This is a genomic window from Flavobacterium sp. CFS9 (assembly GCF_041154745.1).
Classification (GTDB): Bacteria; Bacteroidota; Bacteroidia; order Flavobacteriales; family Flavobacteriaceae; genus Flavobacterium.
Map to the genome: position 1 here is coordinate 2,072,019 of NZ_AP031573.1, position 14,516 is coordinate 2,086,534.

14 protein-coding genes and 1 pseudogene are annotated in these 14,516 nt (G+C 36.6%); all 15 read right to left on the bottom strand.

All coding sequences use genetic code 11. The features are described from left to right. Positions 1-182: 182 nt before the first annotated feature. The 15 genes and pseudogenes from ACAM30_RS09125 to ACAM30_RS09195 all read right to left on the bottom strand — a co-directional run bounded on the left by ACAM30_RS09125 (position 183) and on the right by ACAM30_RS09195 (position 14,490). On the bottom strand, positions 183-956 hold the full coding sequence (locus ACAM30_RS09125; RefSeq protein WP_089076711.1) for a Bax inhibitor-1/YccA family protein: 774 nt from the start codon (positions 954-956) through the stop codon (positions 183-185). A gap of 167 nt (positions 957-1,123) precedes the next feature. Beyond that, a complete protein-coding gene (locus ACAM30_RS09130; protein WP_369618205.1) occupies positions 1,124-2,515 on the bottom strand; it encodes an NADH-quinone oxidoreductase subunit N in 1,392 nt (463 codons plus the stop codon). A gap of 68 nt (positions 2,516-2,583) precedes the next feature. After that, positions 2,584-4,023 carry a NuoM family protein gene (locus tag ACAM30_RS09135; protein ID WP_369618206.1) on the bottom strand — a complete coding sequence of 480 codons (1,440 nt, stop codon included), beginning with the start codon at positions 4,021-4,023 and terminating at the stop codon, positions 2,584-2,586. A gap of 10 nt (positions 4,024-4,033) precedes the next feature. Then, positions 4,034-5,917, bottom strand: coding sequence for an NADH-quinone oxidoreductase subunit L (gene nuoL, locus ACAM30_RS09140; RefSeq protein WP_369618207.1), 1,884 nt, complete (start codon positions 5,915-5,917; stop codon positions 4,034-4,036). Between the two features lie 6 nt (positions 5,918-5,923). Then, entirely contained in the window at positions 5,924-6,244 is a 321-nt protein-coding gene (gene nuoK / locus ACAM30_RS09145; protein ID WP_017494599.1) for an NADH-quinone oxidoreductase subunit NuoK, read from the bottom strand. After that, positions 6,244-6,783 carry an NADH-quinone oxidoreductase subunit J gene (locus ACAM30_RS09150; RefSeq protein WP_369618208.1) on the bottom strand — a complete coding sequence of 180 codons (540 nt, stop codon included), beginning with the start codon at positions 6,781-6,783 and terminating at the stop codon, positions 6,244-6,246. The genes nuoK and ACAM30_RS09150 overlap by 1 nt, the downstream gene beginning before the upstream one ends. Next, positions 6,784-7,329, bottom strand: coding sequence for an NADH-quinone oxidoreductase subunit I (locus ACAM30_RS09155; RefSeq protein ID WP_369618209.1), 546 nt, complete (start codon positions 7,327-7,329; stop codon positions 6,784-6,786). Positions 7,330-7,332: 3 nt separating this feature from the next. Next, positions 7,333-7,785: pseudogene (locus ACAM30_RS09160) on the bottom strand (ORF6N domain-containing protein). A gap of 160 nt (positions 7,786-7,945) precedes the next feature. Next, positions 7,946-8,998 carry an NADH-quinone oxidoreductase subunit NuoH gene (nuoH, locus tag ACAM30_RS09165; protein WP_369618210.1) on the bottom strand — a complete coding sequence of 351 codons (1,053 nt, stop codon included), beginning with the start codon at positions 8,996-8,998 and terminating at the stop codon, positions 7,946-7,948. 3 nt (positions 8,999-9,001) lie between these two features. After that, positions 9,002-10,033, bottom strand: a complete 1,032-nt coding sequence (locus ACAM30_RS09170) for a 2Fe-2S iron-sulfur cluster-binding protein (protein ID WP_369618211.1) — start codon at positions 10,031-10,033, stop codon at positions 9,002-9,004. Between the two features lie 86 nt (positions 10,034-10,119). Next, complete coding sequence (nuoF, locus tag ACAM30_RS09175; RefSeq protein ID WP_369618212.1) at positions 10,120-11,487, bottom strand: NADH-quinone oxidoreductase subunit NuoF; 1,368 nt, start codon at positions 11,485-11,487, stop codon at positions 10,120-10,122. Between the two features lies 1 nt (position 11,488). Then, positions 11,489-12,019 (bottom strand): NAD(P)H-dependent oxidoreductase subunit E, encoded by a 531-nt coding sequence (locus tag ACAM30_RS09180; RefSeq protein ID WP_369618213.1) that lies wholly within the window; start codon positions 12,017-12,019, stop codon positions 11,489-11,491. A gap of 136 nt (positions 12,020-12,155) precedes the next feature. After that, on the bottom strand, positions 12,156-13,394 hold the full coding sequence (locus ACAM30_RS09185) for an NADH-quinone oxidoreductase subunit D (RefSeq protein ID WP_369618214.1): 1,239 nt from the start codon (positions 13,392-13,394) through the stop codon (positions 12,156-12,158). Between the two features lie 24 nt (positions 13,395-13,418). Next, the gene (locus tag ACAM30_RS09190) at positions 13,419-13,940 is read right to left on the bottom strand and encodes an NADH-quinone oxidoreductase subunit C (protein WP_017494607.1); all 522 of its coding nucleotides are present in this window, start codon (positions 13,938-13,940) and stop codon (positions 13,419-13,421) included. A gap of 1 nt (position 13,941) precedes the next feature. Next, positions 13,942-14,490, bottom strand: coding sequence for an NADH-quinone oxidoreductase subunit B (locus ACAM30_RS09195; RefSeq protein ID WP_369618215.1), 549 nt, complete (start codon positions 14,488-14,490; stop codon positions 13,942-13,944). Positions 14,491-14,516: the final 26 nt, after the last annotated feature.

A 14,516-nucleotide genomic window follows, 5' to 3' on the forward strand; every position in this document is an offset into this window, starting at 1 on the left:
CCTTTTGAGATGAAAAAAAGAAGTATTAGAGAAAGATGTTTGTAAATTCCGGAGTATTGATCAGATGAAGTTTTAAAGCATGCTAAAAGCGGTTAACTTGGAGTAGTCATTCAAGGGGTAAGAATATAAAAAAAAGCCTTTTGAGATATTCAAAAGGCTTTGGTTATGAGAAAAAGAAAGAATTAATCTTTGCTTGATAATTTTGATAATAGTCGTAAGAATTCAATGTACAACCAAACTAATGTAATAATTAGTCCCATTGCGCCATACCATTCCATGAATTTTGGCATTCTTTGCTGAACTCCTTTTTCGATCTGATCAAAGTCTAAGAATAAGTTTAATGCAGCAATAATAATCACAAAAACGCTAATTCCGATACTCATCATTGAATTTCCATAGTGAACTGGAGTCCAGCTTGTGAATAAAGAAACCAACCACGAAATTAAATAATAAGTAGCGATGGCCAATGTTGCCGCAACAACAACTGACTTAAATTGCTCGGTTACTTTTACAATTCTAAATTTATATAAACCAAGGCATACTAAGAAAGTTACCAAAGTTGCTCCAACGGCATTAATTACAATTCCGGGATATTTGGCTTCAAAAATGGCTGAAATTCCTCCAATAAATAATCCCTCAAATAAAGCATAACCAGGAGCTAAATAAGGAGAAGCTTGTGGTTTGAAGGCTGAAATTATAACTAAAATTAGTCCAATGATGGCACCACCAATAGCAGGCAGCATCACATTCATACCATTAAATGCCATCCACCACGTTACCATAGCCGATCCGCATAAAATTAAAAACAAGATGGCCGTTTTGTTGATTGTACCGGACAAAGTCATCTCCTGATTGTAGTCGATAATTTGTGCCTGATGTACTTCTTCAGCTTTTGAAACAGCATTAGAGGAGAAACGCTTGTTGCTTAAAAATGGATTTTTTGAATTAAAGTTCATAATGTAATTGGTTTTAAAAACTTATCAAATATAATCGATATTTTTTGATGTGCCTTGATTCCTATAGAATTTTTAACAATTCGGAGCATTTGTTTTGAAGCGTTATTCTTCTAAATAAAAAAGCCGTCAACACTTAATTGACGGCTCGTATTTTGATATTGAAATTCTTATTTTAAAAGATCTAAAACCAAAGAAGGGAATAAACCTAAAGCAATGTTCAAGGCAATTGAAATAACCGCAACGGCATAAATAAGGAAAGGTTTTCCGGTACGTTCCTGATTAGGTTCTTTAGAGTACATCGCTAAGATTAGTTTGAAATAGTATCCAACACTAATGATTGAGTTGATAACGGCTACAATTACCAGAGCAATATATCCGGACTGAATCGTTTGGTTGAATAAGAATAATTTGGCGAAAAAACCAGAGAAAATCGGAATACCGGCCATAGACAACAACGAACCTGTAAGGATTGCTGCCAATAGAGGATTTGTTTTTCCTAAACCATGGAAGTTGGTAATATCTTCGTTATCCTGATTTTTACACACATATAAAACAACACTAAATGCAGCGATTCCGGCCAAAGCATAAGCTGCAGTATAGTACAATAAAACACCTGCTGATGTTGCGATTGTCAATAAAGTCATCAACATAAAACCGGCATGCGAGATTCCTGAGAATGCCAGCATACGTTTTACATTTACCTGACGCAATGCCATTATATTTCCAACAGTCATAGAAGCGATCGAAACGATTACAACAATAGTTTCAAAAGTTCCTAGAAGATCCTGATTGTCCAGAGATGGAATAAAATTCAAGGCAGAAACCAATTTATAAAGCGTAGCGATTGCCACAACTTTTGCCAAAGTACTCATTAAAGCTGTTGTTAATGCAGGAGAACCTTCATAAACATCCGGTGCCCAGAAATGAAATGGAACTGCTGCTACTTTGAACAACATACCAATAATCATTAAAATCATCCCGATTGGAAACCAGATTGGCAATTCAGCAGATAAAGAGATTTCATGAATTTCAGCTACATCAAAAGTTCCCATCGCTCCGTAAATCAAACAGATTCCGAATAAGATAATTCCTGAGGCAAAAGATCCCATTAGGAAATATTTCATACCAGCCTCGTTACTCTTTAAGTTCAAACGATCACTTGCTGCCAAAACGTAAAGGGCAATAGATAGGATTTCGATTCCTAAGAAAAACATCGCTAAGTTCCCAAAAGAAACCATAGCTACTCCACCGGCTAATAAAAATACTTTGATCGCAACGAAATCGGAGATTTTGGTTGGATGATTTTCGTAAAAATTATGACTTAATGCTACCAGGAAAATGGTCAACACAATAAACAACGATGAAAATGTGACAGAGAACTTACTCACTGTAATCATATTGTTATAGTAACTTGCTGTTGATCCGAATTCGTAAAAGTTAAGAGCCAAAACACCCAATAAACCAGCGATGGTAATTGGAATAATGGCTTTTCTTAAATTAAGAATTTCAAACAATAGGCAGAAAATACCCAATCCTGTTATAGCTATTAATGTATTCATTTTTGTTTTTTTGATTTAGGAAATCTAAAACTAATGACGCCCTAATTTATTTTTATTTAAAATATTTTTTAATTTTTATTGATAACGTTCAGAATCGTTTCTAAACTTGGTGTAATCAAATCTGTAATAGGTTTTGGATAGAATCCGAAGAAAATTAATACTGCAATAATCGCTACTAATGAGATTCCTTCATTAACAGAGACGTCAGCAAAAGTTTTTGAATTGGTTTCTCCCAACATTACATTTTGAAACATTTTAAGCATATAATAAGCTCCTAAAATAATAGTAGTTCCACCTAAAACAGCAAACCAGATATTAATTTGAGAAAGACTATACAAAACAGTAAATTCTCCAACAAAGTTAAAAGTACTTGGCAAAGCTACAGAAGCCAATACCAAAATTAAAAACATTGAAGTGAATTTTGGAGATTGCGTACGAATACCACCTAATTGTGAAATTTCTCTGGTTTCATATCTTCTGAAGATAATTTCGGCTGCATAGAACAAGCCTACTACTACGAAACCGTGAGCAATCATTTGCAATACAGCTCCGCGTAAACCATCAATAGTCAGCGTGTAAGTTCCTGCCGCAATTAAACCAACGTGCGCAAGGGATGAATAAGCTAACAATTTCTTCAGATCTTTTTGTCTTAAAGCCACAATTGATCCGTAGATAACACCTGCAATTCCAAGAGCGATAAAGATGTTCATGTATTCTTTTGCAGCCAATGGTGCAAGTGGCAATTGCCAACGAATAACACTGTACAATCCCATTTTTAGCATGATACCTGATAAAAGCATTGTTCCAACAGTTGGTGCTTTTTGGTATACGTTTGCCTGCCAGGTATGGAAAGGAATAATCGGAATTTTGATTGCATAGGCTAAGAAGAAGGCTAAGAAAATCCATAATTGCTCGCAAGCCGATAAATTTAATTTATATAAATCTTCGATTAAGAAGCTTCCGGCTTTTTGATACAGGTAGATAAAAGCAACTAACATGAATAAGGAACCTGCCAGTGTGTAGATAAAGAATTTAACTACTGCTTTTCTGCGTTCTTCGGTATCACCATTCCCCCAGATAAGGGCAATAAAGTAAATTGGAATAAGCGCTAACTCCCAGAAAATATAATATAAAAGACCATCTGCTGCAAGGAACGTTCCTGTCATCGCAAAAGCCATGAATAAAATTAGAGCATAAAAACCTTTGGCATTTTTGTATTCGTTACCAAAAGAAGAGAATATAATAATTGGCGTTAGAGCTACTGTAAGCAAAAGCATCGCCATACCTAAACCATCAGCATTTAAAGCAAATGAAATTTTAGGCTGAGTAATCCAGGTATTGATCAGGCTGATATTCTCACCAGCTGAAAAATGATTTAATAAAACAATTGAACAACCTAAAGCCGCCAAACTAAAGAACAAAGCTACTTTTGATGCTAGTTTGTCACCGGCAAAGTAAGTGGCAAATGCACCAATTAGAAGAATAATTAATATAAGAGAAACGTTCATAGTTGTAAAATTATTTAGCTAAAAATATATAGGAAACAATGGCACAAAGCCCTAAAACAAACACAAAAAGATATAATCCGATACTTCCGTTTTGTAATTTTTTACCTTGAAAAGCCAATTCGTTGGCTACTTTTCCTAATCCAAAAACAAGGGCAGACAGACCCGTTTCGATATAGTCTCTGAAAAATTTTGATAATGCGTTAACAGGACCAACGAATATTGCATCGTAAGCTTCGTCTACATAATATTTGTTGTACAATACTTTTGTCAAACCGCTAATGTTTTCATCCGCTTCCGGAACATTGTCTTGTTTGAAGTATTTCACATAAGCAATTAAAATACCTAATAATCCGCCTAGTACAGCAACTCCCATCAGTGTATATTCTGTTGTACCTAAATGGTGTTCTTCACCCGCTACTTTTGTGAAAAGAGGAGCTAAGTATTCATTTAACCAGCTGTTACCAGGTAAACTGATCAATCCTCCAAAAGTAGCCAGAATAGCTAAAATTACTAAAGGAAAAGTAATCAATCCGTCACTTTCATGTAAGTGGTGTTTTTGCTCTTCGGTTCCTCTGAAATCTTTAAAGAAAGTAAGGAACATCAATCGGAACATATAAAATGCTGTCATGATCGAAGCAACAGATCCTACAACATAAAGCGGGATGCTATGGTGGAAAGCAGTTAATAAAATTTCGTCTTTAGAGAAGAAACCGGAGAAAAACGGAACACCTGAAATGGCTAATGATGAAATTAACATGGTCCAAAAAGTGATTGGCATCGCTTTACGCAAACCACCCATTTTACGCATATCCTGCTCTCCGTGTAAACCATGAATTACAGAACCTGATCCTAAGAATAAACAAGCTTTGAAGAAAGCGTGCGTAATTACATGAAAAACGGCTACTTCATAGGCACCAAATCCTAAGGCTAGAAACATTAAACCTAATTGAGAAACGGTAGAGTAGGCCAATACTTTTTTGATATCGGTCTGAACCAAACCAATAGTTGCAGCAACTAATGAAGTTACAGCTCCAATCACAGCAATTATAGTCTGAACGTCCGGTGCAAGGTCAAAAATAAAGTTTAATCGGGTGATCATGAAGATACCGGCAGTTACCATTGTTGCCGCGTGAATTAATGCAGAAACCGGAGTTGGTCCCGCCATCGCATCAGGCAACCAGGTGTATAATGGAATTTGTGCTGATTTACCACAAGCTCCAATAAACAAACATAAAGCAGCTAATGAAAGCAATGCGATGTTTAAGTTCGCTGCTCCTGCGATTGCAGTTTTTAGTGTAGCATAATCTAAAGTAGAGAACATGGAGCCCAGAATAAACATTCCGATTAATAAACCTAAATCTCCAATTCTGTTCATGATGAATGCTTTTTTCGCAGCATCATTGTAATCCTGATTTTTGTGCCAGAATCCAATTAATAAGTACGAACAAAGTCCAACACCTTCCCAACCGATGAATAACACTAATAAGTTACTTCCCATTACAAGAGTAATCATGAAGAAAACAAACAGATTCAAATAAGCAAAAAACTTGTGCATATTCTCATCGTCGTGCATGTAGCTGATAGAGTATAAGTGAATCAATGATCCGATACCGGTTACAAAAAGCAACCAAAGTAAAGACAACTGATCTAATAAAAATCCAAGATTGATCTTTAAATTACTAATTTGAATCCAGTCAAATAAAGTAACCTGAAGCGCTTGTTTGGTTTGGCTCACCTGATTGAAAAAGAAAAGTGTAACAGCAAAAGAAACCACTACAGCAGCAGTTCCGATGATTCCTGAAACGGTTTTTCCTAAGCTTTTGCCAAAGAAAACATTGATTAAAAATCCTAAAAAAGGAGATAAAACTAAAAGTAAAGCTAAATTGGTATCCATTTTTATTTATCCTTTTAAATTTTTTAAATTATCGATACTAATCGAACCTAAATTTCTAAAGATCGAAACTAAAATAGCCAATCCAACTGCAACTTCTGCCGCAGCAACCGCCATCGAGAAGAATACAAAGACTTGCCCCTGAGCATCCTGATGGTAAGTTGAAAAAGCAACAAATAAAAGGTTAACAGCATTCAACATGATTTCGATAGACATGAAAACGATAATAGCGTTTCGTCTGTACAATACACCAAAAATACCAATACAGAAAAGTACAACACTCAAAAAGATGTAATTTTCAATACCTATTTGATTTAATATATTACCCATTATTTATTTAATTTTTCTTTTTTAGACAATAATACAGTTCCAATCATCGCTACTAAAAGCAGGATTGAAGCAAATTCAAACGGAACCATATATTCGTTCAGCAAGTATTTACCCAATACTTTGATCGATTGGAAATCTTCACCCGTTGAATCGTATTCGCCAACAATTGGTTTAGAGTTGATAAAAATTGTGATTAATACTATGCAAATCAAACAGAAAGAAACAATTGCACCTAAACGAGTAATTCTGGGACGGTGTACTTCTTTTTGTTCGTTCAGGTTCATCAACATGATCGTAAACAGGAACAGAATCATAATCGCTCCCGAGTAGACTATGATGTGTACGATAGCCAAAAACTGAGAGTTTAATAGTAAATAATGACCGGCAATAGAGAAAAAACAAATCACTAAATAAATAGCACTATGAATTGGGTTTCTGCTAAAAATAGTCAGGAAAGCGGTAATCACCGTAATAAACGCTAAGAAACAAAATATAATTTGTACAGTTGTTGCGTGTGCAAAATCGGGAATATGTATCATTTAGTTAGCATTATTAAGTTGAGCATTTTTGATAGCCACGTCAAGAGGCATCACTAATCTGTCTTTTCCAAAAATGAAATCTTCTCTTTCATAGCTTGAAGGTACCAAAACTTTTGAAGTCGTCAGGTAAATAGCATCCTTTGGACAGGCTTCTTCACATAAACCACAGAAAATGCAACGAAGCATGTTAATTTCATAAATTTCGGCGTATTTCTCTTCTCTGTACAAATGTTTTTCATCTGCTTTACGCTCAGCGGCTTTCATTGTGATGGCTTCTGCAGGGCATGATAAAGCACATAATCCGCAGGCAGTACAGTTTTCACGACCTTGTTCATCACGTTTCAATTGGTGCTGACCACGATAAACCGGACTCATTTCACGGACTTGTTCAGGGTAGTGAATGGTCACTTTTTTTCTGAATAAGTGTTTAAGCGTGATAAACAATCCTTTTACAATCGCCACAAGATACAATCGTTCTATAAAAGTCATCTCCTTGTTAGAGACCAACTTTTTTCTACCCGATAATGATATAGTTTCTATTGACATTTTTTATTTTTTATAACCAATTTTTGTTCGTTCAATTTTGTTTTCCTGTTTGTCCATCAGCTGATCTAAATAAGTAAATACCAATTCGATATTTTTATTCTGATTTGATAACTTCTTTTTTATTTCTTCAATTTCTAACTTCATCTCTAAAGTATCCGAAATTGACTGGCGTATTTTTGTAAAAACACGAATAATCTGAATATTGACTTTAATTGCGGTAGCACTATTTAAGACACTCGACAACATGGCAACACCTTGTTCTGTAAATACCATTGAATTGTATTTGGAATAGCCTCCCTGTTTTAAGGTGCCAAATTGGCTCCTTAGAATTTCACTTTCAATTTCAGTCAGTTCAAACATGAAATCTTAAGGGAAACGCTCTATATTTCTACGAACTTGCCTTTTGAGCTGTTTGGTTTCTACTCCGTAAAGTTGTGCCAACTCAGAATCAATTATTACTTTCTAATCTCTAATGACTAAAATCTTACTCATTACCAGTTCTTCGCTAATCATTAATTCATCGCTCATTGCCTTTTGTTTTGTACCGGGTGTCGCAAAATGTGACACCTTATATTTTCTTGAGGGAGCAACTTGGCTTCTCAAGTGTTTTTTAAAATCAGAATCCTAAAGCTGCTGCGATATCGTGTCTTAATATTACAGCACCCGTAATCATAATGTTAATGATTGAAAGCGGAATTAAAATTCTCCATCCTAAATTCATTAATTGGTCGTATCTAAATCTTGGAATCGTCCAGCGTACCCACATATAGAAAAAGATGAAGAAACATATTTTAGCAAACAATACAACAATACCTAAAATATTTCCGGCATTTACTCCAACATTATCAACCATCCATTGCATTCCAGGATAATTGTATCCACCAAAGAATAATACTGAAATAATAGTGGCAGAGATGAACATACTCGCGTATTCAGCAAATAAATAGAATCCCATTTTCATCGATGAATATTCAGTATGGTAACCTCCAATTAATTCGTTTTCACATTCTGCTAAGTCAAAAGGAGTTCTGTTGGTTTCAGCGAAAGAACAAATTAAGAAAATTAGAAAAGATAGCGGCTGGTAAAAAACATTCCAGTTCATTCCTTGTTGTTGTAAGGAAATTTCTTTTAGGCTTAAAGTTCCGGTCATCATTAACAAAGCAATCATCGATAATCCCATGGCAACTTCATAAGAAACCATTTGTGAAGCGGCACGAACAGCTCCCATCAAAGAGAATTTATTGTTAGAAGCCCATCCACCAATCATGATACCATAAACTCCAACAGAAAGAACACCAAAAATATATAATAAAGCAATATTGATATCAGTAGCCTGAAGGATAATGTCTTTTCCAAAAATATGCAGTCTGTCTCCCCAAGGAATAACGGCACTTGTCATTAAAGCCGTACTCATTGCGATTCCGGGTCCTACGATAAATAAAAATCTATTTGGCGTATTTGGGAAAAACTCTTCTTTCGAGAATAATTTCATACCATCGGCAAGAGGTTGTAATAATCCTCCCCATCCGGCACGGTTTGGTCCTACACGGTCCTGTAAAAAAGCAGCAACTTTACGCTCAGCCCAGGTAGAATACATCGCCATAATCATAGTAATCGCAAAAACGACAACAATAACGACACTTTTTTCTATAATAAATGCACTTTCCATTTCTTAAGATTTTTTATCATTAGTAGTTAATGGAATTGCAGCCATACTAATTTTTTTACGATCAACATCTCTACCTAAAAGGATATTTTTCTCTGTATCGATTTCAACTTTCTCTAATTTCTGAGTGTAGTTGTTTTGGTTGATTACAGAATCTTTTTCAAATTCTCTTGGTCCTTCAATTACCCAGTCACTTACATTTTTATGGTCAAAACGACAGCTGTTGCAAATGAATTCTTCTACTTCATGGTACTCGTCTTTACGACCGGTAACACGTTGAATTTCTCCTCCAAACATCCATACAGTTGTTTTTCCGCAGCATCCCGGAGTCGTACACTCTCTGTGAGCATTAAAAGGTTTGTTGAACCATACTCTTGATTTGAAACGGAAAGTCTTATCAGTTAAAGCTCCAACCGGACAAACGTCGATCATGTTTCCTGAGAATTCATTGTCGATTGCTTTAGAAATTCCGGTCGAAATATTAGCGTGATCACCACGATCCAGTACCCCGTGAACTCTGTTGTCTGTCAACTGATCAGCAACCTGTACACATCTTTGACATAAGATGCAACGGTTCATATGCAGTTGAATATTCGGACCGATATCTTCCGGTTCGAACGTTCTTTTTTCTTCAATAAAACGTGATTTTGGATTTCCGTGTTCAAAACTTAAGTTCTGAAGATCACATTCTCCTGCCTGATCACAAATAGGGCAATCCAGTGGGTGGTTGATCAATAAAAATTCCGTTACCGATTTACGGGCTTCTGTTACACGATCAGAAGATTTACTGTTCACTTCCATTCCGTCCATACATCCTGTTACGCAAGACGCCATTAATTTTGGCATTGGTCTTGGGTCAGCCTCACTACCTTTGGATACTTCAACTAAACAACAACGACATTTTCCGCCGCTGCCTTTTAATTTTGAGTAATAACACATGGCTGGCGGAACTAAATCTCCACCAATCATACGTGCAGCCTGCAGGATTGTTGTTCCTGGCTCTACGTCTATACTTTGACCGTCTATGGTTACTTTCATCTCTTACTTTTGTTTTTTTAGTTTCAGGTTTCAGGTTTCAGGCTTTCACTTGAAACTAAAAAAACTGGAAACTTTAAACTATATTTTTAAACTGTTTGTTTGCCTACTAAATGCTTTACTTGTGAGAAAGGTTCAGCAACAAAGTGATCTCTATTTTTAATTTTCTCCGGGAAACGAACGTGATATTCAAATTCATCTCTAAAGTGACGAATCGCTGCGGCTACCGGCCATGAGGCTGCGTCACCAAGCGGGCAAATCGTATTTCCTTCGATTTTACTTTGAATACTCCACAATAGTTCGATATCCTCTTCGCGGCCCTGGCCGTTCTCGATTCTCCACAATATTTTTTCTAACCATCCTGTTCCTTCACGGCAAGGCGTACATTGCCCACAAGATTCATGGTGGTAAAAACGGGCAAAGTTCCAGGTGTTTCGAACTACACAAGCAGTGTCGTTATACACAATAAATCCTCCTGAACCTAACATCGATCCGGTAGCAAAACCACCATCACTTAAAGATTCATAAGTCATTAATCGGTCTTCACCGTTTGCTGTTTTAAAAATTAATTCAGCAGGTAAAATTGGCACTGAGGATCCTCCCGGAACAAACGCTTTCAAAGGTCTGCTCGAAGACATTCCGCCTAGGTATTCGTCAGAATTCATGAATTCGTCAACACTTAATCCTAATTCAATTTCGTAAACTCCCGGGTTCTTAATGTGTCCTGAAGCGGAGATTAATTTAGTTCCTGTCGAACGACCAACACCAATTTTTGCATAATCGTCACCTGAGTTGTTGACGATCCATGGCACGGCAGAAATAGTTTCAACGTTGTTTACCACAGTTGGATTTGCCCAAAGTCCTGAAACCGCAGGGAAAGGTGGTTTAATACGAGGATTTCCTCTTTTACCTTCCAGCGATTCGATAAGTGCAGTTTCTTCTCCGCAAATATAAGCTCCGGCTCCACAGTGAACGTGTAACTCTAAATCATAACCTGTACCTAATATATTTTTTCCTAACCAACCGGCAGCTTTAGCTTCGGCGATAGCTCTTTCTAATATTTTGAAAACCCACATATATTCTCCACGAATGTAGATATAAGACAGGTTAGCGCCCAGAGCGTAACTTGAAGTAATCATTCCTTCGATCAATAAGTGAGGAATAAATTCCATCAAATAACGATCTTTGAAAGTTCCCGGTTCAGACTCGTCAGCATTACAAACTAAATGTCTTGGTCTTCCTGATTTTTTATCAATAAAACTCCACTTCATTCCGGCAGGGAAACCTGCACCACCACGGCCACGTAGTCCTGATTTTTTTACTTCTTCTGTAACTTCATCCGGAGTAAGTGTTTTTAAAGCTTTTTCTACAGAAGCATAACCACCGTTTTGACGGTATACTTCATAGGTTTTAATACCCGGAATGTTGATTTTATCTAATAATATTTTCTGTGACATCTTATTTATCGTGTAATATTATTTTATTCTCTCTGCAATCAGCGATTAACTGATCGATTTTTTCTTCTGTCAGTTTTTCTTTGTAGAAGTCTCCCAACTGCATCATCGGAGCGTATCCGCAAGCGCCTAAACATTCTACACCGGCAATGGTAAACATTCCGTCCGGAGTGGTTTCTCCCATTTTAATGCCTAATTTTTCAGAAGTATAATCCATTAAATTCTCGGCACCGTTTAAACAACAACAAGAAGTCTGACAAAATTCGAACATGTATTTTCCAATTGGTTTTTGGTTGTACATGGTATAAAAAGTAACCACTTCGTAAACCTCAATTGGTTTGATGTGCAAAATTTCGGCAACTTTATCCTGCAACTCTATGCTCAACCAGTTGTCGTGAGCGTCCTGCACTTCATGCAAAACGGGCAACAAAGCTGATTTTCTTTTGTCCTCAGGATAATGACTGATCAATTCATTGATGCGGGACATCAATGCTTCAGTCATGTTTATTTCTTGTTTATAATGTTTTCTTTCCATTTTATTTTAGATTTTAGATTTTAGATTTCAGTGTTATTCTGTAGTCTATAATCTATATTCTGCAATCTTTTTAATTTTAGATTTCTGATTTTAAATTTTAGATCTTTTTAATCCGAAATCTAAAATCTGCAATCTTCTAGGCGTCTAATTCTCCTGCAATTACGTTTAAACTTGATAGAATAACAATCGCATCAGAAAGTAAGGCACCTTTTATCATTTCAGGGAAGGCTTGGTAATAAATAAAACAAGGTCTTCTGAAATGTAATCTGTATGGTGTTCTGCTTCCGTCTGTAACTAAATAGAATCCTACTTCTCCGTTACCTCCTTCAACCGGGTGGTAAATTTCTGCAACCGGTACAGGAACTTCTCCCATTACGATCTTAAAGTGGTAGATTAGAGACTCCATTGAAGTGTAAACATCTTCTTTTGGAGGCAGGTAGTAATCCGGAACTTCAGCATGGTATTCGTTTCCTGCCGGCATTTTTGCCAAAGCCTGACGAATGATGCTTAAACTCTCCCAAACTTCAGCATTACGAACGCAGAAACGATCATAAGTATCACCTGATTTTCCAACAGGAACAGTAAATTCGAAATCTTCGTAAGAGGAGTAAGGATGTGCTACACGAACGTCATAGTCAACTCCGGCAGCACGTAAGTTTGGACCTGTAAATCCGTAAGCCATTGCTTTTTCTGCTGAGATAGCACCAACGTTTACGGTTCTGTCAAGGAAAATTCTGTTTCTTTCGAATAAATTCACAAACTCTTGCCAGGCCACAGGGAATTCTTCTAAAAAGACGTCTAGTTTGCGGAAAGCTTCTGGTGACCAGTCTCTTTCGAAACCACCGATTCTTCCCATATTGGTTGTTAAACGAGCTCCACAAATTTCTTCGTAAATCTCATAAACTTTTTCTCTAAATTGGAAAACGTACAAGAAACCAGTATAAGCACCAGTATCTACACCCAGAATCGAGTTACAGATTAAGTGATCTGTAATACGAGCCAGCTCCATTACAATTACTCTAAGGTATTGAGCTCTTTTTGGAACTTCAATGCCTAAAAGTTTTTCTATAGTCATCCACCATCCCATATTGTTAATAGGAGAGGAGCAATAGTTCATACGGTCTGTAAGAGGAGTAATCTGGTAAAAAGGGCGGTTTTCGGCAATTTTTTCGAAAGCTCTGTGGATGTAACCGATCGTTGGTTCAGCCTCAAGAATTCTTTCACCATCCATCAACAGGATATTTTGAAAAATACCGTGAGTCGCCGGGTGCGTAGGACCTAAATTTAGTACCGAAAGCTCACTTCCGTCTTCGTTTAGTCTGTCCTTAATTATTTTAGCATATCGATGCTCTGGTGATAATAATAGTTCTGACATTTTATAATGTTGAATTATTTATTTTTAGCAATTTGTTGTTGTTCTTCCAAAGAATCTGTCGTCTTTATCAGTTCTTCCGCTGTCTTCCATTGGGAATTCTTTTCGCATTGGGAAAGACACCATTTCGTCCATATTCAAAATACGTTTCAATTGCGGGTGTCCAATAAAATTGACTCCGAAGAAATCGTATGTTTCTCTTTCCATCCAGTTGGAACTTAGGAAAATATTGGAGATGGTTTTGATTTCCGGTTTTTCACCGTTTAAATATACTTTGATTCGAATACGTTTGTTTTCGTACCAGTTGTGTAAATGATAAACAATGGCATACTGGCGATCCGTTTCGTTGTCCGGATAATGAACACCGCATAAATCAGTTAGAAAGTGGAAGCGTAAATCGGAATCGTTTTTTAAAAAAAGAATCAGGGCAGTGATTTTATCAGCGGTAGTTTCCAATGAAAAAATATCTCTTTCCTGTTGAAAGTTAAAAACACTTGTGTCAAATGTTTCTGTAAGTTTATCTTGGATCAGGGTATTTTCTAAAGCCATCTTAAGTAATATTATATGAAGCTAGTAATTCTTGGTATTCAGGAGAACTTCTGCGTCTTACAGATTCGCTTTTTACTAATTCCTGAAGTTTCATTACTCCGTCAACAATTTGTTCCGGTCTTGGAGGGCATCCCGGTACGTAAACGTCAACCGGAATTACTTTGTCAATTCCTTGTAGAACAGAATAGGTATCGAAGATTCCACCTGATGAAGCACAGGCTCCAACAGCAATTACCCAACGAGGTTCAGACATTTGTTCGTAAACCTGTCTTAAAATAGGCGCCATTTTTTTTGAAATAGTTCCCATTACCAAAAGCATATCTGCCTGACGAGGAGAGAAACTCACACGCTCAGAACCAAATCGCGCTAAATCGTAATGTGAAGCCATTGTTGCCATGAATTCGATACCACAGCATGAGGTTGCAAAAGGTAATGGCCATAGTGAATTAGCTCTTGCCAAACCAACAACATCATTTAGTTTTGTAGCGAAGAAACCTTCACCAGTAACTCCTTCCGGCGGCGCAACCATTTTTACATTTGAATCGCTCATTTTTTATTTTAGATTTTAGATCTCAG

Coding starts and splice junctions, on each gene's coding strand:
- ACAM30_RS09125 (WP_089076711.1), bottom strand. CDS start 956: ATGAACTTTAATTCAAAAAATCCATTTTTAAGCAACAAGCGTTTCTCC.
- ACAM30_RS09130 (WP_369618205.1), bottom strand. CDS start 2,515: ATGAATACATTAATAGCTATAACAGGATTGGGTATTTTCTGCCTATTG.
- ACAM30_RS09135 (WP_369618206.1), bottom strand. CDS start 4,023: ATGAACGTTTCTCTTATATTAATTATTCTTCTAATTGGTGCATTTGCC.
- nuoL (WP_369618207.1), bottom strand. CDS start 5,917: ATGGATACCAATTTAGCTTTACTTTTAGTTTTATCTCCTTTTTTAGGA.
- nuoK (WP_017494599.1), bottom strand. CDS start 6,244: ATGGGTAATATATTAAATCAAATAGGTATTGAAAATTACATCTTTTTG.
- ACAM30_RS09150 (WP_369618208.1), bottom strand. CDS start 6,783: ATGATACATATTCCCGATTTTGCACACGCAACAACTGTACAAATTATA.
- ACAM30_RS09155 (WP_369618209.1), bottom strand. CDS start 7,329: ATGTCAATAGAAACTATATCATTATCGGGTAGAAAAAAGTTGGTCTCT.
- nuoH (WP_369618210.1), bottom strand. CDS start 8,998: ATGGAAAGTGCATTTATTATAGAAAAAAGTGTCGTTATTGTTGTCGTT.
- ACAM30_RS09170 (WP_369618211.1), bottom strand. CDS start 10,033: ATGAAAGTAACCATAGACGGTCAAAGTATAGACGTAGAGCCAGGAACA.
- nuoF (WP_369618212.1), bottom strand. CDS start 11,487: ATGTCACAGAAAATATTATTAGATAAAATCAACATTCCGGGTATTAAA.
- ACAM30_RS09180 (WP_369618213.1), bottom strand. CDS start 12,019: ATGGAAAGAAAACATTATAAACAAGAAATAAACATGACTGAAGCATTG.
- ACAM30_RS09185 (WP_369618214.1), bottom strand. CDS start 13,394: ATGTCAGAACTATTATTATCACCAGAGCATCGATATGCTAAAATAATT.
- ACAM30_RS09190 (WP_017494607.1), bottom strand. CDS start 13,940: ATGGCTTTAGAAAATACCCTGATCCAAGATAAACTTACAGAAACATTT.
- ACAM30_RS09195 (WP_369618215.1), bottom strand. CDS start 14,490: ATGAGCGATTCAAATGTAAAAATGGTTGCGCCGCCGGAAGGAGTTACT.